The sequence below is a fragment of the Paenibacillus sp. J31P190 genome, from assembly GCF_059692075.1.
This window is the reverse complement of record NZ_JCAUAS010000009.1, coordinates 243297-261649: the sequence shown is the minus strand read 5'-3', so window position 1 is coordinate 261649 and position 18353 is coordinate 243297. Positions and strand designations below refer to the sequence as shown.

The following is an 18353-nucleotide window of genomic DNA, read 5'->3' as shown; positions in this document are numbered from 1 at the left end:
AGATGGTTTTTGTCGAACAATGGAGGCTGCTGAATGAGTTTGCAAATTCAAATGTTGGGAACCGGCAGTGCGTTTGCCAAAACATTTTACAATACTAGCGCATTAATCCGTTCTAATGAAATGAACATCCTAATCGACTGCGGGGCAACAACGCCTAGATCGCTGCATGACCTCGGTGTAGAGCCTGACCAAATTGATGGTATTATCATTTCGCACATTCATGCTGATCATGTGGGCGGATTAGAAGAAATTGCCTTTCGATTGTTATACCAATATAATCAGAAGAAAACCAAACTTTTCTTAACAGAATCGTTAGCTAGAGTCCTTTGGGAAAACACGCTTAAAGGCGGCATGTATAATCCCACAGATGGTTTCAACCATCTTGAGGATTATTTCGAAGTCATCCTTATCGAAGAAAATGTCACTGCTAACATCCTTCCCGGGCTAACCATTGAATTTATATCCACACTTCACATACCTCATAAGCTTAACTACTCACTATTTATCAATGGCCGAACGTTCTATAGTGCTGATACCCAATTTAATGAGGAACTTCTCGTTCAAGAAATTGTCAACAAAAGAAACTGTCACACTATACTACACGATTGTCAACTAAGCGGAAACGGGTTTATTCACGCTACATTGGAAGAACTGCTTACCTTGCCTGATTATGTACAACAGCGAATCTATCTGATGCATTATGGCGATGATATGATGAATTTTGTTGGGAAAACAGGCAGCATGACTTTCATCCATCAACATGAAGTGATTGAAATTCCAGAATAGTACGATCAAAACCTATGGATGAATTGTCCTTAAGGTTTTTTTTTGTGAAGAAGCGTGGTACTTTTCAATTTTGTTTACTATTGTTAGAAGGGATTTAGTTCATAGACAGAGAACTTGTCACAATAATGTGAGAAAGCTCTACGGAGGCCATTCAAAGATGAGTGATGGCGTTTAGTTACATTCAGGAGATGATATGGTGGTTATTAATTGGATTTTTTATGTCTATGCTCTTGTTTTTTGTCTATACACAACTATTTCGCATACTGCAATAAACATGCCCTTGCTTGGTATAGGATTGGTCCTTTACATCATCAGTTTAAGGGTTCAAATGCAGCATGCGGCTATCCCTTGGCTTCGCTTACTTTTCATTGGTTTTTTACATTACATCGGACATTCGAATTTTTCTCTTCTCTTGTACATACTAACACTTTCCTTCGATATTTATAAAGAAGAAAACCGCAAAAAATCTTGGTTCTTAGCTGCATCCTATGCTTTCATTTATATTTGCAATGTTTATCTCATTATTGGTTTTTCCAGTAAGAACTTGCTATGGATGTATGCTCTTAATAGCGTCCTTGGTTTTACCGCGGTAGCCTTATTCACACGAGCAGCTTATTCTAAAAATAGACAAGCAGATTCACTAAGAGATGATCGATATTTAAATGCGCAAAAGGATTCGCTTACAGGATTATATAATTACGAAGAGTCACATCGCAGATTGGAACAATACATACAGCAAAAGCAAAGTCTAGTCCTTATTCTTATTGATTGTACGGATCTGAAGGCAATGAATACAACTCGCGGGTTTCAAGCGGGGAATTTCATATTGAAGCAAATGGCTGACCTCCTGCAAATCTTGTTTAAAGACTCCCTCTTTATAGCAAGATACGGCGGCGATGAGTTCGCTGTCGTTATGCCGCTAAATCCAGATCATGATTCAACCACATCTTTTAAGCTAAAGCTTGATTCTGAACTCCCTAAATTGACTGGCATTCAAATTACGTATGGCATTGCTAGTTATCCGTTAGAGGGTTTGACGAAGGATGATCTTATTTTATTAGCCGAGCATAACTTATTTATTAAGAAGCGGGAATCATGGTTAAAGCGCGAAGAGCATATGCTCCGATCGGAAAAACTGAGAGTCGTCGGCGAGCTTGCTTCCGGGATGGCTCATGAAATTCGAAATCCGTTGACAACGGTAAAGGGATTTTTGCAAATCTCCAAGGCAAATGGTTACAATATTGAAAATTGGTATGCGATGATCATGGATGAAATTGATCGGATGAGTGATTTAACAGCTGAATTCCTCCAATTCTCAAAACCCCATCGCATTGATTTCCAGGTCGATTCTCTCCATGAGTGTGTACTCAAGGTCATTGCCTTGATGGAATCAGAAGCTACTCGTTTCGGCCACGAAATTCATTATCAAGAATGGATGGATCCTATCCTTGTATGGATGGACCAAGATAAAATGATACAGTTATTGCTTAATATTATTAAAAATGCTTGCGAAGCCATGGAAGAGAACGGCATTATCCGCATGCAATTAAGCCGCGATCCGAAGAACGCGACTTTAATTATTGCAGATAACGGCCCAGGCATTCCAAGTGAACAGTTGGAGAAAATCTTCCATCCCTTCTTCACGACAAAAGCTGCCGGTACCGGACTTGGTTTATCTATTTGCTACAAAATCGTTCAAGATCACCAAGGGACCTTGGAAGTTGAGAGCGAACTAGGAAAAGGCACTCGTTTTATCATAACCTTCCCATTAGTTGAAGAAAATTCACAGAATGAAAAAACCGCTTTTCTTTAAAGCGGTTTTTTCATTCTGACATGCAGGATGCCAGCATCATAAAAAGGCTCATCCGAGATGACTTTATAGCCAAGTTGGCTATAAAAGCCCTCTGCTTGACATTGTGCGTCGAGGATCGCAGATGTACAATGCTCTTCGCGAGCTTGCTGCTCCATGGCAAGAATCATTTGTTTACCCAGGGATCGACCCCTGTATTCTTTCAATACCGCTACCCGCTGCAGTTTAGCCGTATGAGGCTGATATTCATACCATCGAGCTGCTGCAACTGGCTGATCACCATCTACCATAAGAAAATGATGGCACGCTTCAGGTGATTCATCCTTTTCATCAATTTCCTCGTGCTCAGGTACTTGCTGTTCTTCAACGAACACTTTGAACCTTACTCCAAAACAGGCTTTTAATTGATCTTTCGTTGTGACTCGAATGATTTCCATGTGAACTTCTTCCTTTCTAAGAACATTTCTTGATCTTATCCCATTCAAGAAAAGTTGTCCACATGTACCGATCATACTATTTCTTGTTTTCCAGCATATAACTAAAAGCACCTATGGCAATACCCAGAAGCGCTCCTCCCACGACTTCTCTTGGCAAATGACCTAATCGTTCCTTAAGTGCTTTACGTCTTCTTGCATGGTACAAACCCGGATGCTGTTTAGCCAATCTCTCGACTTGCTCATCAAGGTCATTCACTTCAACCGCAATCTCTCCTGCAGCCCGCCGGATTCCCATTGCATCATACATGACGACCGCTCCGAAAACCGAGCTCACGGCAAAATCAATTGCAGAAAGGCCTCTTTTCATCGCTATATAGGTTGCAAGCGCTGATACCCCCGAGGAGTGCGAGCTTGGCATCCCTCCTGTTTGGGTCAGCTGCGACCAATCCCACTTTCCCGTTTTCAAATAGAAAAGCGGCAATTTCATTACTTGAGCAGTACCAATTCCTAGGACTGCTGTTGTCAATGCTCGATTCATAACTTTCACCTCACTTCTAGCATCCATCACAGGTTTAGATTCTATTCGAAAAGTTTGATACAATAGACATGTTAAAAAAGTTTTCCTACTGAAAACTCAGCTTATGCTTACGAAGAAAGTTTTCCTACTGAAAACTCTAAGGAGTGTTAATGAATGAATATTGCTTTTTTCCTTTTGCCTAAATCCGAAGTTATAACAACGACATTGCAAGCAACACTTCGTCAAACATTAGAACGTATGGAATATCACCGCTATACGGCTGTGCCTATTCTTTCCGATGATGGTCATTATGTAGGTACGGTTACCGAGGGAGATTTATTGTGGTTTCTTAAAAATTCAGATGGGGTTGGCTTCGAAAATGCTCACCGCCATGTGCTGGCCGAGGTTCCTCTGCGTGTGCAAAATAAACCGGTACATATTCATGCCGAAATGGTCGATCTTATCGATTTGGCCAAAGTGCAAAACTTCGTTCCGATCGTAGATGATTCCGATAAATTCATCGGGATCGTTCGTAGAAGCGAGATTATCGAATACTGCGCGAAGCAGCTCGTGTTCAAATCCCCCTCCGCTGCTGGAGAGAGGTAGTCCAAGCGCTATGAAGCATGTAGATGACTTGTGAAATCAAATAGGCACTGCCCAGCATTAGAAATGGAAGCATACCGTACACATAGCGATCCACCGGAATAAACACCATATGGACACCTAAGAACAAGAGAAATGCCACTGTTAAATATTGAATTGAAGGTTTGCGAAAGCTGAAAATGATCATCGATATGCTGCCTGCAGCAATTAAGAAAGTATGCAACTGTGTAAGTGCATTCGCATACCACGCTGGTACGGAAAAGGGATAAGGTCCCACCCACATCGTTTTAAAAAATACAAGCAATTTTCCTATTGTCATCCATTTCATCCATAACAACGGTTCCTGGGCCAAACCTTCTTTGATTCGTCTCACACCTTCAGCGAACTGATGATCTGTATCGATATGGTCCCAATCAATTGTTCCTCGGAAATAGGGGTCCGTTCCTCCAAGGAACGGATTGCCCGCTTCCCCTTTGGCGATAAAAATAAAAGAATGAAAAGTCATCCAATTCCGAATCCACCAAGGCATCATGATACAGGCAAAAGACGCAGCTGCTAGTAATCCATAGGCTGCGTCTATTTTCTTCGTTCTTACCCAGAGAAACATATAGGGAACAACAGCAAGGGGAAGTACATTCGGACGAATGAGGACGCAAAGCCCAAGTAAAGCCCCCATCCATAGATGATCCCGCCATTTGTTATCTTGTATGATGCGCACCTGCATGTAGAGCAGCCCCGTAAAAACAGTTAAAAACGGAACCTCTGTCAAGATCAGTGAAGTTGACCAGACGTAGGAAGGATATACCGCGGCAAAAGTGCCTGCGATTAGCCCTGTCATGGAATTAAACAGCCTTTTTCCAATCAGAAATAGGAATACAATCGCTCCCAGCGAAATAAAGCAGTTCATGATACGAACGACCATTAGTGCCTGCTCCAGTTGTTCATGACCTGTAAGGCTAAATACAGCCGCTAAGAGCAGCGGAAATCCGGGTGTCACGAGTGAGTTAGGCACGGTATCGCGATAGGCGAATATGCCTTTTTCGAGCAATTGAATCGCTGTCTTCGTGTACTCTAATTGATCCCACTCAAGTGGTGGGTATTCAGCTTCAAGCACATAGTGCAGGCGTATATACAAAGCTGCAGCCATAAGGAGCAACAAGCCAAGCCAAACTCCGCGTTTCATAAGATCCTACTCTCCTTATTAGAACGAACCTATCTAGCTAACAGAAAGGCGCCTCCAACTAAGAAGAGCAGCCCTACCCATTGCGATGATGTAAGCGTTTCTTTTAATACCAACCAACCGAACAACGCACCTAGTACATACGCGATCGATTGGAGCGGATAAACGCGACTTAGATCAAATCGGCTAAGAGCATAGAACCATATCAACGTAGCGATGCCATAAAGTAAGCACCCCACAAGAATATAAGGCTGCATCAGTACGGTGCCTAAATTTTGAATTCCTGTTAATGGCGTTCGATTGAGAGCTATTTTCCATACAATTTGACCACACACCAGTAAACATACATTTAGGAATACAATGAGAATCGGAGCCGTCATCCGTATCATTCAGATCCCTTCCCTCGTAATTGTTCCTGCAGCAGTGCGACTTCTTGAATAAGTCGGGTTAGTTTGCGGTGGAGCTTAGATATGACAAGCGTTAAATGCATGATAAATACTAGTGAGAATAACAATCCCACCAGAAAAAGCAACGAAGGTGCGTAGTAGATATGCATTCTGTGCGAAACCAAATCCAATAAGCTCGGAAACACACTAAACAATGCCATGATTAATCCTAGTACTAGCCAAAGAATGGCGTACTGCTCCTGTAGTTTTTGCCTACGAATAAGCTCTACGGAAATGAAAATAAACACCAAACAAAAAGAGATTGCCCAAACATATACATTCACGAATCATCAACTCACATTACGAATTCTTGTCATACATACAGCTAGAGATACTTTAACCATATAGTAAAGCGATTTTACTGGGGTAATGGACGATTGTCCCGCTTTCCTCGCATGCATTAAAACTGATACTTCTTTCACTCTGAATTGCTGCCGTTCCAGTAACACTACAGCCTCTACCTCCGGATAATCCTCCGGGTAATAGCGGGCGAAAAGCTCAATGATGGGACGGTTCACCGCTCTAAAACCCGATGTAGGATCAGTGAAGGTTTTGCCAATCATCCAACTAATCATCCAGGTGAAAAAGAGAATGCCTATTCTTCGATTCCATGCGGAACGATAAGCGGTCTTCAGCAGAAATCGAGAGCCGATGCAGCAATCAACATGCCCAGCCAAGATTGGCTCCATGATTTGAGTCAACGCTTCGGGATCATGTTGACCATCTGCGTCAATCTGAATAGCGATATCGTAGCCATTCCTTGCTGCGTACATGAATCCCGTTTGCATGGCGCCTCCAATGCCTAGATTGACAGGTAAATCGATTACAGCCGCATGTTGTAACGCACGGGCAATCGCTGAGGTACGATCCGTGGAACCATCATTGACAATAACAATATCCATTTCAGGCTGCTCTCGTTTTATAGAGGCCACCACGCCTGCTATTGTCTTTTCTTCGTTATAAGCCGGAATTATGGCAAGTGTCTTCATGAGGTCATTCCTTCCCTCCCTAAGTTCATCCATTCTTAACCATTTCTATTCCCAAGCATACCCCCTTCTCCATCTGATTAAACCAAATGGCAAGAACGCTAATGGATAGGTTCCGACGTAAAGAGACAAACTAAGAGGAAAATTTTGCTTGGAAAGGAAGGATATCCTTTGATCTCACGAGCCGGAACAAGCAGTGGCTTCTTGATAAGTTAGGACCATCCGATGATTTAGAACACCGAATCATGTAGTCCACTCATATGAAAGCTGGATTGGCTTAATCGTCGCAGAGATATACAACTCGTATCATGGCTTGCAGTAGGTAAACCTTCCGCTGAAGCTGTCCTAGATACCAGAATCTTGCATGAGCGATTGCCAGGCAACTCTCTCCTGCTCAGTTTCAGTAGAACGGGGGTAGAATCGGGGTATATCGTTTCGGAATATTTATTCGATTTTTACCGCAAAAAAAAAGAATGGGGTTTAGATCCCATCCATCCCATTATTGAAGCATCAACGATTCCATTTTTTTTGTTTCTGTGGACTGTATTAAATCCAAATATAAAGTCCTTACACCAACCAATGAACGACCCTATGTAGATATGAAGATAAAGCTGCGCGGTGTCATAGAAGAAACGTTGAAGCCACTTGACCCCGATAAAGTAAAAACCTATGAAGAAGCCGTTGCGAAAACAGGTGAAACCGCGATCATAAACTTGCTAAAGAAGTTCCAAAAAAAAATGTGGATCCGTTAGGCTTTGGGTTGGATTATAGAGCTCATCACTTTGGCACAGTAAAAGAAGAATGGAAAGCGTGGCAAGCCCTCTATCATGAGTTAGAGTTTAACGTGAATATCCAGGTGAAACTTGATGGCGTGGGAGTCATTAAGTAATTTAGGAAGTTTCCAGCGATGTGTCGATAACGCAATTACGTTCAACTTCCTCTTGTTGATCTTCTTGATCTCGCAGCTCTTGCCATTGTGATGGCTGAATTCCAAGCTGACTCATGACGTGATTAATATCGATTTCTCTCACGATTGCAACACCCCATCCAGGTTTGTCTCTTTCTTTTTGTCTACACTTTACTTTATCGGTCATTTTGCCATCTGTAAATATGGACATATTGTCGAATCGCCTAAAAAATCAACAAACCTTTCATTAAGTTCACTTAATGAATTAAGTTAGAATTCGACAAAAAAGACAAAAGAGCTGCTTTCTGCGGCCCTTTTGTCTTTTCATAGACAACTATTGTACTTGCCCATTCGACGATGCTCTGGATGAAACAAATTCGCTTGCCCAATCTACCATACCATTCATTAAAGTCAGTATAAGATTGACCGCATCTTTCTCATTTAATGTACCATTGGACTGACTGCTAACATATTGGGACGTTTTTTGTTCTAACTTTTCTACGAGATCCTTGATTTTCAATAAATCATTGGCTAAGTCCGTTACTTGCTGACCGTTCGCGTCACCTTGACCGGCCCTTTTACTTTGATTCTGATTCTGATCTTGGTCTTGGTCTTGACCCTGCGCTTGTTGATTAGAGTTAGAGGTTTGCTGATCACTGCTGCTATTATTAAATTGTTGCTGCCCTTGGCTTCCTTGTGAGCTTTGAGAGCTGTTAATCAACATCTTCTTTACTTGCTCTAGCTCGATGAGTACCATATCATTTTGTTTGGTTAGTTCATCCATTTGCAGCTTGAGATCCTGTGTTTTAATCATGTTGTCAGACAGCTCCTTCCATTATTTCACAGCACCGCATGCAATTCGATTACCCGAATTACCGGATGGATCCGTCTTCAGATCATCTTCTTTCTCATGGATGACCAGACTAGCTCCTCCTTGCTTCAACAATGAATTAGGCTTGTCTAGAAGCAGCACTGCCGACTTTGTAATGGCATTGAACTTCCCATTTCCCTGTGCATCCACGACCAAATTGGGGAGATCCCCTGCATGGAAACCTTTAGGATTGTGAAAGCCGTGTTCCTTCTTAAAAGGATTGAAGTGAGCGCCTGCCGATTCAAAGTTGGGGGCTTCACAGACTGCTTTTTCGTGAAAGTGTAAGCCATGTTTTCCTGGTGTCAAACCGCTAACTTGGAGATCAATTTGAACTCCATCCTGAACAGATGTTAAATGGGCAGTCCCTATGGGTTGGCCGCTCGAACCAATAAGTGAAACTTGCAGCTCTGAAGGTGGTGCTGCGGCTTCAGTCGTTACTGTGCTCTTCACACTTTGACAAGCGGTAAGTACAAGCAACCCCAGACTGGCAGTCATGATGATCTTAATTGATTTCATACTGGCGATATCCTCCCGAATACTTGGCTTTTACATAATCTACCCTTAGGATGCACAACTGCATTACACTGTAACCGCATTAAAAGAACAATTTTTTCATCATAAGCGTTCTATAGCAAAAAGCCCGTAATCTCTCGATTACAGGCTTGATTCATTTCATTATCTCATTATAAAATCGTCATAAGTTTCGCAATGATTTGCAGATTCTCTAGCTTCCTCTTGTAGAAATGGAACTCAACCTTCGTATGCTCGACGGCGTCTTCCATCCGCAAAACTTGCTGCTGTAAATCTTTGGTGTATGGCCACATCTCCGCTTGTCGGTGAAGCTCATTTTTCCCTGTAACCATTCCGTCCCCAATAACTTCACATTCTTTGGCTAGAAGCTGATGCTTTGCCCAGGACAGTTCCGATACCGCATCCACATAGATGGCTTCTGCTTGTTTAAGCAATTCCGGTACAAGTTGTAACTCCAAAATAACATCCGAGCGATTCATTCGGATTCCTCCTAAGAGTTTTCGTAAGAAAACTAACTTCGTAAGCATAAGCTCAACTTAGTAAATCATGAACTTTTACTGCTTCGACTCATGTATATTCATAGAAAAAATAAAACATGCTTAATCGTGCTATCAGGCGAAAACAAAGCATTTTCTCGTAGGATACGACTTATATTGCTATACGAATTCCACATGGAATGACAAACCGATTAAGGTTACATTAAATCTATTAAATCCCCCACTCCCCTACTTGTTTAGCTTGCTAGAAGCCGTTATGATGATACTATACGTATCAAAGGAGGTGACAATATATGAGCCAAGAGGAAGAAGTTGTACAAAATGAAGAAGAAACTGCTCCAGAGTCCACCGAAGAAGTGGTGAACGAAGAGGTGTTTGAAGAAGTTGCAGAAGCTACCCAAGAAGCTGCTGCTGCGGAAGAAAGCACGGAATCCGAAGAGGAATAATCATCCTAATTATATATTCTCCCCCTACCTACTGGTTGGGGGTTTATTGATGTTTGGAAGACGGTAAAAAAACTTGTAACTTTTTTTAAATTTCATGAATAAATAAACTGAACATTCAAATAATACTGGTGTACCAAAAAAAAGGAGATGATTATGAATGGCTAGAAACAACACTTTAGTCGTACAACAAGCAAAGGCAGCATTGGATCAACTGAAGTATGAAGTCGCTCAGGAAATTGGTGTCCCTCTCTCCCCTAATGGTTACAACGGTAATTTGGCAACACGTGATGCCGGTGCCATTGGTGGCAACATCACGAAGCGATTAGTGCAAATAGCTGAGCAACAACTTTCCAGCTTCAAACGCTAATCCTTTGATGTAGGAGCAAGCAAAAAAGACTGATTCACTCGATCCTCCTTAGAGTGAAAATCAGTCTTTTCTTTTTTTCCTTCGAAATGATCATATATTCCTTCAATTTCCTCACCAGTTTCCACGGAAGTATTCTATTCTGGAAATAGTTCTAGTATGATTACGTTGTCCGTTATCTGATAAAGGAGTGTTTACCTTGACTGAACAATATGAAATATTCCGTGATCCCTATCGCATGCTCATTCTTTTGGCTACATTAGTTAGCGAACAAAAAGGCGAAAAAGCTCTTCAATTTGACAATGTACCGTATTTCGAGAATGATACGTTCCTCATCCAGAACGAAAAGTTTGTATACAAAAAGATTCCCACCGAAATCACTTGGTATCAATTCCTAGGAAGAGACATTACCTGCAATAAAGACTATACCCGCGAAGAATATAACAAAATGTTCGTTGATTGCCTTGCTTCTCTATACAACATCACATAACACATACACGGAGGCTGTAAGAGCAGCCTCTTTTCATTGCATATGAAACCATAAAAAAACGCCATTCATCGGAATCATCCGACTAGAATAGCGCTTCACTTTGAATCCTTATTTCTTTTTCACTTCTTCAACAAATACGTCACTTGCATCACGGTTACTCCCAAGCTCAAGGATCGTATATTTCTTCTCACCAATCATGATGACATCTTCGATTTCTGGAAGCGGATCCCCTAAATATACAGTGCCCAAATATACATTACTGCTCTTCAAACGCAAATTCCATCGATGCTGTTGTTTCGTCATTTCCTTGTTCCTCCCAAGATCTACTGTCATCAAGTTACCATAAATCAAGCCAAGATGAAAGCCCCACTATCAAACAAGCTCCTAAATATGGTACAGTAGTGTCAGATTGTCCGGAAAGGTTGACTGCTACTATGACAGTACAAGGAGTCTCAAAGGAAGAACTTTCCACCCTGCTCCCCATAAAAGACGTAGGCCACGATTCATTGGCGAACATATCTTACATTCCCAGGTCCAAAAAGAAACGAGGAACGCTTCCGTTTTTCCAAAAGCTGTTCCGTAATTGGCGTAAATAAGAATGATAACCATCTGTTGACAATCACTTAAATCCTTGGTATATTACTAATTGTCTTCAAAAAACGACTTGTTAGCTCAGCTGGGAGAGCACTATCTTGACAGGGTAGGGGTCAGTGGTTCGAGCCCACTACAGGTCATACTAAGAAAGTCCTTACATTGTAAGGACTTTCTTTCGTTTTTCACCCCCTGCACACAAAGGTTTATCCTTTATTTACCAAGGTAATACTATCATATGCACTATCATTAGGTTGAATGGGAGATATGATCGTATATGGATATAAAAACAAAGAATCTATTCATCAATGCACTAATCCTAGGGTTAGGCTTTATGGGTGCCATTGATGGCATCCTTTTTCACCAGTTTTTGCAGTGGCACCATGTCGTTGACCATCATAATCATCGGATTGAGCTGTTCTCAGATGGTGTATTTAATTTATTTGTAACGATGCTGCTAGTGTTTGCCTGCATTAAGATATTTAAAGATGCTTCAAATGATCGTCTTAGTTTCAACTGGCGAAACTTTATCGGTTCAATGATTATTGGTGCCGGCGCTTTCAATTTACTAGAAGGTTTAATAGATCATCAACTCTTAGGCTTACATCATGTTAAACCTGCTAGTCCGAATTGGTTGCTCTATGATATTGGTTACTTAATCTCAGGGGTGATTTTAATAATCATCGGATGCAGTTATGTGAAGTTAAAGATTGACACTAGAAAAAAGGTACGATGAAACCGTACCTTCACGACTGCTCCTCACTCACCACAACGGAATCCCGAATCTGTTCAAAAGAAACAGGCGTATAATCCCAATGCTCCACACTCACATTAAAATAATGACGCCCCTCGTATTTCTGGCTGTGAATGTGGCCATGTACATTGACGTAGGGCATTTGTTTATTCATATACATCGGCTCATGTGAGAGGAAAAAGAAATTCTTATAAATGATCGGGTACTCGCTTACTTCATCAAAACCGACTTCAAGCCACCAGGTTCTCGACCTTCCCCGATCGTGATTGCCTAGGATGAGGATTTTGTAACCATTTAGCTCCGAAACAATGGCTTTGGTTCGCTCTTTATTCAAGAAGGAAAAATCCCCTAGATGAAATACTTTGTCTTCTTGCCTGACGACAGCATTCCATTTGGCAATCATCGTCGCGGTCATTTCGTCAGCATCGGCGAAGGGCCGAGCTTCGAAATCAATAATGGATGAATGACCAAAGTGATGGTCCGATATAAAATAGGTATTAGCCACCGAATCCCACTCCTCTTCTTCTACTTAAACTTCCACTTTTTCTCCAACATAAAGACCACAGCAAAGTACACACAGGCAAAGCCCAAAGAAAAGGCGCGTAGCCAATATACGCTAGCACGGGTACGCCTACTATTGTTCCACAGACGATGGCAAGCATGTTCCACGGAATCATAGCAGCTAGAATGAGGCTTGAATCAGCCACAACACGGGCAAGTTGACTGCGAGGAAATCGCTCTTCCCAAAAAGGCAGTAAACTCCGCCCCGTCATCATAATAGGCAATGTTTGTGTGCACGACACAAGTCCAAGCCCAAGGCCAAATAGGGATGTTCGTACAGTCGCTGAAAGGAGTGAAGCGGACGTCGACCCTAGCAGCTTTTGCATATAAGTCTCTAGGATACGATACTTTTCTAAAATGCCACTGTAAGCACCCGCGAGGGCGATAAGTGCAATTAGCTCGGTCATGTTAGAAAGCCCTTTGGTTTGCAGCGAGTTAAATAAGCTGGAATGGTAACCGAACCACATATCATGCAGCCATTCATTCCAAGTCACTTGTTGCAAGCTCATGCCAATTACGATTGCACAAGCAATCGACAAGAGGAAGCCAGTTCTTGTTTTCAACCTTAAAAGGATTGAAATCAATAGAACAAATACTGGCAGCAAGAGCCACAAGCTGTACCTAAAACCCGAAGCAAACTGCTGATTGTGTAACGTGATGTCACTCTGATGCCATTCTCCACGAAAATCGCAAACTAAGAAAAACCCCAGCGCGACACCAAGCGCACCTATTGTTGTGGGTAGTAAGGCTTTAAAAAGGACTTGCATGGATACGCCTGTTGAAGAAGCTACAAGTCTATTTGCACTGGAAAATGGTGAAGTCCGATCACCAACGAAAGCACCTGACACAAGTGCACCAGCAACCATAGGAAGCGGGATATGCAGCAGCAGCCCCAGACCAATTAATGGGATACCCACAGAACTGAGTGTACCGGTAGATGTGCCCAACACCATAGAGATGCAAACGCAAAGTACAAATGAAAAGGTTAGAAAAAAACTAGGATCAACGATACTAAGGCCCAAATCGATCATAAATGGGATCGTACCGCTCAATGTCCATGTAGGGATAACCACACCAACTAGGGCAAGAATCCAAATGACCTCTTTGGTATGCTTGACACCTTCCCACATGCTTTTCAAGATGTTCCAAAATGTTGTTTCCGCTCGCCAAATAAGGAAAGCCAAGGTCAAAAGCCCTACTGAAAATCCAATCACTAAAGGAATATGTAGAAAATAAGCGACAGCAAGCCCTATAATCGTTATCGTGATAACTGCACTAAGTTGTCTAATCGTTAACATCGTTTAGGCTAACATCCCTTGTATCGTTCTTTTGGTTTCATGAATTGCTTCCTTCAGAGGCTTCGTCTCCCCTTGATATGGATGAACAGAACCAAAGGTGTGGTTGCCCTCAGGAATTCTAATCCATGCAATGGCGGCATTTTGCTCAACAAGCCTCTTAGAACCTCGGATTCCTCTCTCTCCATCTTCCGTCCCCTGAATAAGGGCGATTGGGAAATTAGCACCGCTAATCCTTCCCACGATATCGAAACGCTCACGATTATGCTCCATATCTTCTAAAATTTCGAGGTCTAGCGGCATGTTTTGCTTCGTGCGACCGTTCATCGTGTACGTTCGTCCTGTTGCCCGCATCTCCGCTTTATTTTCCTCCGTAAACAAATCGACATTCGCAATCCCGTTCCAGCTAATCACACCGGCAATGTGTTCAAGATGATCAAGTGCATAGATCAAGCACACAGCTGCCCCCCTGCTATGACCTAAAAGAAGAATGGGTTTCTGAGTGGCTGAGCCTTCACGGTTATGAATATCATTCACAACAGCATCCAAATCTTCTATATCTTTGGAATAAGTTTCTCGAGCAAACTTCTCAAGCTCCGTAAACTCAAGTAGGTCAGCACCCACGCCGTTGTGCGAAAAATTGATTGAAATCACATCGACCTCATCGGCTAACGCCTGAGCCGCATGCGGAAACATTCCCCAATCTTTGAAACCTTTGTACCCGTGACAAATAATTAAAGTCCCTCTGGCCGGTTGTGACAATGCTTCATAAAAGTCACCTCTTACAACACGATCAGTCTCTATCCATAGTTCAAACGGTTTACCCGTGCTTGGTTTCATTCGTATTTCCTTCCTCTCCAAATCGTGTTCTAAATGCTGCATACTTCTGTTATTTTATCACAAATCTAAATAGATCAGCATTAGCAGGACTACTGTTCATAAATTTAAGACATTTAGTAAAAACTTGATTATGTGCTTTTAAAACTGAATGAGGAGGAAGCTAACCTATGCATCCACTCCGAGCAAACAGCTTGCTCCTAAAGCTGTTTTACTCACTGTTGCTTACAAACCTTCTTACAGCTGCAATAGGTATAAACACACGGGCTCACGGCTATATGCCACTGCTTGAAGAAACCGCGAGTTCCGGAGAGTTCCAGCTGGTCGTTAAAGTTTCACCTCATGCGGCTTATCAAACTGAAGCTATATTTGTAGATAAAAAATTGCAACGAGAGCTTGATGATGCAGGTATAGGTGCGCCATTCGTCGCACCGCTTCCCCCGGACACCACGCTTTCCTTTGACAAAAAAGGTGTGCCACAACGATATGGTGTCACCCCGAATGGAGAAGTGGTAGATCTCGCGGCGAGACTCACGTTAAACATCTCAAGCACCGCTCAAGAAACACTGCGTTCGCAAGTTCAAGTTGTTAGAGCCAAGCATTATGGCGAAATACTTCCCTGGGAGGAGGCTAGTGAAGTCCTCCCCAAATACAGTAAATTCACCATCGTAGACGTGGAGAGCGGTCTCAGCTTTGAGGGGCAGCGCCGCGCAGGCTCACATCATGCGGATGTACAGCCGCTGACCAAATCCGACTCTGCGACGCTCAAAACCATTTACGGCGGCGCCTGGAGCTGGGACCGCAAAGCAGTCCTCGTGAAGCTGAACGGCCGCACGCTGGCCGGTTCCATGCACGGCATGCCGCATGGTGGGGATGGTATACCGGGAAATGACTTCAACGGTCATTTCTGTATTCACTTCCTCGGGAGCGTGACGCACGGCTCCCGCTCCGTCGACCCGGCGCACCAGGTCATGGTGCACCGAGCGGCAGGCTTGCTGACGGAATACATCAGCAAGCTCTCGCCTTGGGCGCTGATCGACGTATGGATCAGCGCGGCGAACCAAGGTGACCTGCAGCTGCTGCAGGTCACCACAGGGCAAGAACAGGCGCTGCATGTGCGAAGCATGCGCCGCCTGTCCAAGTTCCCGGAGCGGGACGTGTCCCAGCTCCTGCAGCTTGACACCGCGGTCGACGTTTCGGCTACGCCGGTACGTCCTTCCGCGGTTGCGAACAGGCGCGTGCTCTTTCGCCTCGAAAGAGCTTCGCTGGGTGAGCGCTGGTATATTCGCAGCGCTGTCATGCAATAATAAAGCCCGGCATCTCAGGAACTAGTCGAGAGATGCCGGGCTTATCATTTTTATTTCACCGTAATTTTACCCTTCATGAAATTCTTATGAGGCTCACAGAAGTACGTATACTCGCCTGGCTTAGCAAACGTAACACTTTCCGATTCACCCGTCGCCAAAAGCGCTGTTTGGAAACTGCCATCATCCGCGACAGCGTTGTGTTTCACTTTATCCTTATTCGTAAAGATAACAGTCGAGCCTGCTTCAACGGTAATGTCCCCTTCTTTGAAAGCAAAGCCCTCAATATTCACGTAATATGTTTTAGCTACCTCTTCTCCGGATCCGGAAGCTCCTCCGCTAACGAGATTAACCGTCCGCGTTGCTTCATCATACAAGACCTTAATCCCGAACACTTCAGCCAAAAAACGGGAGTGAACGAAGGTTGAACTGTTAATCAACTGAGCAGGACCGACCATCGATACTTTGGCGCCGTCCACATTGGCTTCTGAGGATCCGATCATGAGTTTAACCGTTTTTGCGTCCTTCTTTACGGTAACCGTTTGGGTAGCGGCATCATAACCAACCTCTGATCCAATACCTTCTGCAAAGGCACGGTACGGCACAAACAAAGAGTTATCAATAAGGTAGGACTCATCAAGCTGCAAGGGTTTGCCATTCAAAGTGAGCTTCATATCGGATTTTACCTGCTGTTGTACCGCTGCTTTCATACTCATGTCAGCCGCCATGCTATCATGTCCAGGTTCATGTTCCTGAGCCGAAACTGATAAGATGCTTGTAGTGAGCAAACCGAAACCGAGTATAACCGCGTATACACTTTTTTTCATATTAAAAATCCTCCTTTGAATTTGTACATCTACTCTATAGAGTAAACGTATCAATGGAGGATTCGGTTTACTTTCGGGCGATTATTGTTCCGGTTGACCCGAAACTCTGCGCAGCTCATTGGCCAGTCGATGAAATTCTTCCCTGGCAGCAGTGGACGACGTTGCCTCATATCCGGCCGAAAGAAAAGGTATAATCACATTGGCATCTTTAGGAGACAGAGGATACGACACGGGAGGCTCAGGTACTGTTATCGTACTCCACCAACCTTCTTTCCCATACGATTCATCGTAATCCACGCCAATCCCATGCTCAACCACATCGTTCAAGTATTGATAAATGTTTATGAAACTAGACTTTTTACCTCCGCTCCAAGCATACGTTTGCCAAAAATGAGAGCAAGCTCCCACACTACGGACGGCTTCCATCACGGCATAAGAACCATATACACCGGTCGTATACTCGGGTGTCGCCTCACTTGCTGCCCGAATATAGGCAATAATCGTTGGCATTTGGGCACTTGAGGCATCAAAATCGACAGCAAAGTAAATACAGCTGCCAGGTGGTTGGCCCAGCTCATGAGCAACCTGCACAGCCGTTGCCCCATCAGCCAAACCAGCACTTCTTCCTCCGAGAGCGCGATTCGCCGTAGTTTCGAAAACGGATACGATTTGGAGTCCTGCCTCGCTGATCGTGTCTGCTTCACTTTTGGTTAATGCCTTGTAACCGCTCGGAACGAGATATCTGGCCACAAACAAGTAGCCATCATTGACGAAAGCAGCGGCCGTTTGTGCCGTTAAAGGCGTTGAACAATCAAAACCTTTGGTCACTTTCTATCACCTATTTTCTACTAGTTTTCATACAGGATATGCTTAACGAGGCTTGAACGCTACAAGGACAAGTTGAAAGCCTATCCAGGTAAACACAAATAAGGCTCTTTCCCGTAAAGAAAGAACCCGTAATTACTTCATCTAGGATGTCATTAACCTTCTTTTGTTCCGAACCTTTTTGCATTCCTAGCACGCGCACGTTCGACTTCGACCTCACGATTACGAGGCTCAGCATTGGTTACCAGCGAGTCCAACAGATTCCGGGCAACTAAACTAACCTCTTTGACAGCTTGATTGAAGGCCACCTCATTCGCCTTTGATGGCTCAGTAAAGCCCGAGATTTTTCTTACAAATTGCAGCGAGGCCGCCTGAATTTCATCATCAGTAGCCAAAGGATCGAAATTGAATAGTGTTTTAATATTTCGGCACATAGCTTTCTCCTTTTGATATCGTTATAAACTTAATTTTACAATAACATCCGAAAT

26 protein-coding genes, 1 tRNA gene and 1 pseudogene are annotated in these 18353 nt (G+C 43.3%); 11 read left to right on the top strand and 17 right to left on the bottom strand.

Features of this window, described 5'->3' with window-relative positions:
- Window positions 1-33 precede the first annotated feature (33 nt).
- Window positions 34-786, top strand: coding sequence for an MBL fold metallo-hydrolase (locus tag AC58U0_RS18285; RefSeq protein WP_497380396.1), 753 nt, complete (start codon window positions 34-36; stop codon window positions 784-786).
- Between the two features lie 196 nt (window positions 787-982).
- On the top strand, window positions 983-2599 hold the full coding sequence (locus AC58U0_RS18280; RefSeq protein WP_497380395.1) for an ATP-binding protein: 1617 nt from the start codon (window positions 983-985) through the stop codon (window positions 2597-2599).
- Here the strand turns inward: AC58U0_RS18280 and AC58U0_RS18275 are convergent.
- The gene (locus tag AC58U0_RS18275) at window positions 2596-3033 is read right to left on the bottom strand and encodes a GNAT family N-acetyltransferase (protein WP_057302980.1); all 438 of its coding nucleotides are present in this window, start codon (window positions 3031-3033) and stop codon (window positions 2596-2598) included. The genes AC58U0_RS18280 and AC58U0_RS18275 overlap by 4 nt on opposite strands.
- Before the next feature lie 76 nt (window positions 3034-3109).
- Complete coding sequence (locus AC58U0_RS18270) at window positions 3110-3571, bottom strand: divergent PAP2 family protein (RefSeq protein ID WP_057302981.1); 462 nt, start codon at window positions 3569-3571, stop codon at window positions 3110-3112.
- 153 nt (window positions 3572-3724) lie between these two features.
- Between AC58U0_RS18270 and AC58U0_RS18265 the strand changes: the two genes are divergently transcribed.
- Window positions 3725-4156, top strand: coding sequence for a CBS domain-containing protein (locus tag AC58U0_RS18265; protein ID WP_057302982.1), 432 nt, complete (start codon window positions 3725-3727; stop codon window positions 4154-4156).
- On the opposite strand, the gene AC58U0_RS18260 is transcribed toward AC58U0_RS18265, so the two are convergent.
- The 4 genes from AC58U0_RS18260 to AC58U0_RS18245 are packed head-to-tail and all read right to left on the bottom strand — an operon-like array spanning window position 4125 to window position 6768.
- A complete protein-coding gene (locus AC58U0_RS18260) occupies window positions 4125-5336 on the bottom strand; it encodes an ArnT family glycosyltransferase (protein WP_497380394.1) in 1212 nt (403 codons plus the stop codon). The two genes, AC58U0_RS18265 and AC58U0_RS18260, sit on opposite strands and share 32 nt — an antisense overlap.
- A gap of 29 nt (window positions 5337-5365) precedes the next feature.
- Window positions 5366-5722, bottom strand: a complete 357-nt coding sequence (locus AC58U0_RS18255) for an EamA family transporter (RefSeq protein ID WP_497380392.1) — start codon at window positions 5720-5722, stop codon at window positions 5366-5368.
- Window positions 5719-6063 (bottom strand): DUF2304 domain-containing protein, encoded by a 345-nt coding sequence (locus AC58U0_RS18250; RefSeq protein ID WP_057302985.1) that lies wholly within the window; start codon window positions 6061-6063, stop codon window positions 5719-5721. The genes AC58U0_RS18255 and AC58U0_RS18250 overlap by 4 nt, the downstream gene beginning before the upstream one ends.
- A gap of 6 nt (window positions 6064-6069) precedes the next feature.
- Entirely contained in the window at window positions 6070-6768 is a 699-nt protein-coding gene (locus AC58U0_RS18245; RefSeq protein WP_497380391.1) for a glycosyltransferase family 2 protein, read from the bottom strand.
- Between the two features lie 264 nt (window positions 6769-7032).
- Between AC58U0_RS18245 and AC58U0_RS18240 the strand changes: the two genes are divergently transcribed.
- Window positions 7033-7362, top strand: a complete 330-nt coding sequence (locus AC58U0_RS18240) for a Ger(x)C family spore germination protein (protein WP_497380427.1) — start codon at window positions 7033-7035, stop codon at window positions 7360-7362.
- Window positions 7302-7654 (top strand): annotated as a pseudogene (locus AC58U0_RS18235) (Ger(x)C family spore germination C-terminal domain-containing protein). Before AC58U0_RS18240 ends, AC58U0_RS18235 begins: the two are co-directional and overlap by 61 nt.
- Before the next feature lies 1 nt (window position 7655).
- On the opposite strand, the gene AC58U0_RS18230 reads toward AC58U0_RS18235, so the two are convergent.
- The 4 genes from AC58U0_RS18230 to AC58U0_RS18215 all read right to left on the bottom strand — a co-directional run bounded on the left by AC58U0_RS18230 (window position 7656) and on the right by AC58U0_RS18215 (window position 9553).
- Window positions 7656-7883 carry a hypothetical protein gene (locus tag AC58U0_RS18230; RefSeq protein ID WP_497380390.1) on the bottom strand — a complete coding sequence of 76 codons (228 nt, stop codon included), beginning with the start codon at window positions 7881-7883 and terminating at the stop codon, window positions 7656-7658.
- 123 nt (window positions 7884-8006) lie between these two features.
- Complete coding sequence (locus AC58U0_RS18225) at window positions 8007-8486, bottom strand: hypothetical protein (RefSeq protein ID WP_057302989.1); 480 nt, start codon at window positions 8484-8486, stop codon at window positions 8007-8009.
- 21 nt (window positions 8487-8507) lie between these two features.
- A complete protein-coding gene (locus AC58U0_RS18220; protein WP_497380389.1) occupies window positions 8508-9059 on the bottom strand; it encodes a superoxide dismutase family protein in 552 nt (183 codons plus the stop codon).
- A gap of 167 nt (window positions 9060-9226) precedes the next feature.
- A complete protein-coding gene (locus AC58U0_RS18215) occupies window positions 9227-9553 on the bottom strand; it encodes a hypothetical protein (RefSeq protein ID WP_497380387.1) in 327 nt (108 codons plus the stop codon).
- 311 nt (window positions 9554-9864) lie between these two features.
- Here AC58U0_RS18215 and AC58U0_RS18210 point away from each other — a divergent pair, with 311 nt between their 5' ends.
- The 3 genes from AC58U0_RS18210 to AC58U0_RS18200 all read left to right on the top strand — a co-directional run bounded on the left by AC58U0_RS18210 (window position 9865) and on the right by AC58U0_RS18200 (window position 10871).
- Window positions 9865-10017 (top strand): hypothetical protein, encoded by a 153-nt coding sequence (locus AC58U0_RS18210; protein ID WP_497380386.1) that lies wholly within the window; start codon window positions 9865-9867, stop codon window positions 10015-10017.
- Between the two features lie 157 nt (window positions 10018-10174).
- Window positions 10175-10384: an alpha/beta-type small acid-soluble spore protein gene (locus AC58U0_RS18205; RefSeq protein WP_057302991.1), complete on the top strand. Its 210-nt coding sequence runs from the start codon at window positions 10175-10177 to the stop codon at window positions 10382-10384.
- Between the two features lie 196 nt (window positions 10385-10580).
- A complete protein-coding gene (locus AC58U0_RS18200; protein ID WP_497380385.1) occupies window positions 10581-10871 on the top strand; it encodes a hypothetical protein in 291 nt (96 codons plus the stop codon).
- Between the two features lie 108 nt (window positions 10872-10979).
- On the opposite strand, the gene AC58U0_RS18195 is transcribed toward AC58U0_RS18200, so the two are convergent.
- Window positions 10980-11174, bottom strand: coding sequence for a hypothetical protein (locus AC58U0_RS18195; protein ID WP_057302992.1), 195 nt, complete (start codon window positions 11172-11174; stop codon window positions 10980-10982).
- A 358-nt stretch (window positions 11175-11532) separates the two neighbouring features.
- Here AC58U0_RS18195 and AC58U0_RS18190 point away from each other — a divergent pair.
- Together AC58U0_RS18190 and AC58U0_RS18185 are read left to right on the top strand one after the other, a co-directional pair.
- Window positions 11533-11605 (top strand) — tRNA-Val (locus AC58U0_RS18190).
- A gap of 134 nt (window positions 11606-11739) precedes the next feature.
- Window positions 11740-12198 (top strand): DUF2243 domain-containing protein, encoded by a 459-nt coding sequence (locus tag AC58U0_RS18185; RefSeq protein ID WP_497380384.1) that lies wholly within the window; start codon window positions 11740-11742, stop codon window positions 12196-12198.
- 10 nt (window positions 12199-12208) lie between these two features.
- On the opposite strand, the gene AC58U0_RS18180 is transcribed toward AC58U0_RS18185, so the two are convergent.
- The 3 genes from AC58U0_RS18180 to AC58U0_RS18170 are packed head-to-tail and all read right to left on the bottom strand — an operon-like array spanning window position 12209 to window position 14912.
- Entirely contained in the window at window positions 12209-12721 is a 513-nt protein-coding gene (locus AC58U0_RS18180) for a metallophosphoesterase (RefSeq protein WP_497380383.1), read from the bottom strand.
- Complete coding sequence (locus tag AC58U0_RS18175; protein WP_497380381.1) at window positions 12714-14075, bottom strand: Na+/H+ antiporter NhaC family protein; 1362 nt, start codon at window positions 14073-14075, stop codon at window positions 12714-12716. The genes AC58U0_RS18180 and AC58U0_RS18175 overlap by 8 nt, the downstream gene beginning before the upstream one ends.
- 3 nt (window positions 14076-14078) lie before the next feature.
- Window positions 14079-14912 (bottom strand): alpha/beta hydrolase family protein, encoded by an 834-nt coding sequence (locus tag AC58U0_RS18170; RefSeq protein ID WP_497380380.1) that lies wholly within the window; start codon window positions 14910-14912, stop codon window positions 14079-14081.
- Window positions 14913-15079: 167 nt separating this feature from the next.
- On the opposite strand from AC58U0_RS18170, the gene AC58U0_RS18165 reads away from it, so the two are divergent.
- Window positions 15080-16216, top strand: a complete 1137-nt coding sequence (locus AC58U0_RS18165; protein ID WP_497380379.1) for a hypothetical protein — start codon at window positions 15080-15082, stop codon at window positions 16214-16216.
- A 50-nt stretch (window positions 16217-16266) separates the two neighbouring features.
- Here AC58U0_RS18165 and AC58U0_RS18160 read toward each other — a convergent pair whose 3' ends face one another.
- From AC58U0_RS18160 to AC58U0_RS18150, 3 genes are all read right to left on the bottom strand, one after another.
- On the bottom strand, window positions 16267-17040 hold the full coding sequence (locus AC58U0_RS18160; RefSeq protein ID WP_497380378.1) for a stalk domain-containing protein: 774 nt from the start codon (window positions 17038-17040) through the stop codon (window positions 16267-16269).
- Window positions 17041-17121: 81 nt separating this feature from the next.
- Window positions 17122-17868, bottom strand: a complete 747-nt coding sequence (locus AC58U0_RS18155; protein ID WP_497380376.1) for a DUF1906 domain-containing protein — start codon at window positions 17866-17868, stop codon at window positions 17122-17124.
- Between the two features lie 152 nt (window positions 17869-18020).
- Entirely contained in the window at window positions 18021-18299 is a 279-nt protein-coding gene (locus tag AC58U0_RS18150) for a DUF2277 domain-containing protein (protein ID WP_057303000.1), read from the bottom strand.
- Window positions 18300-18353 lie beyond the last annotated feature (54 nt).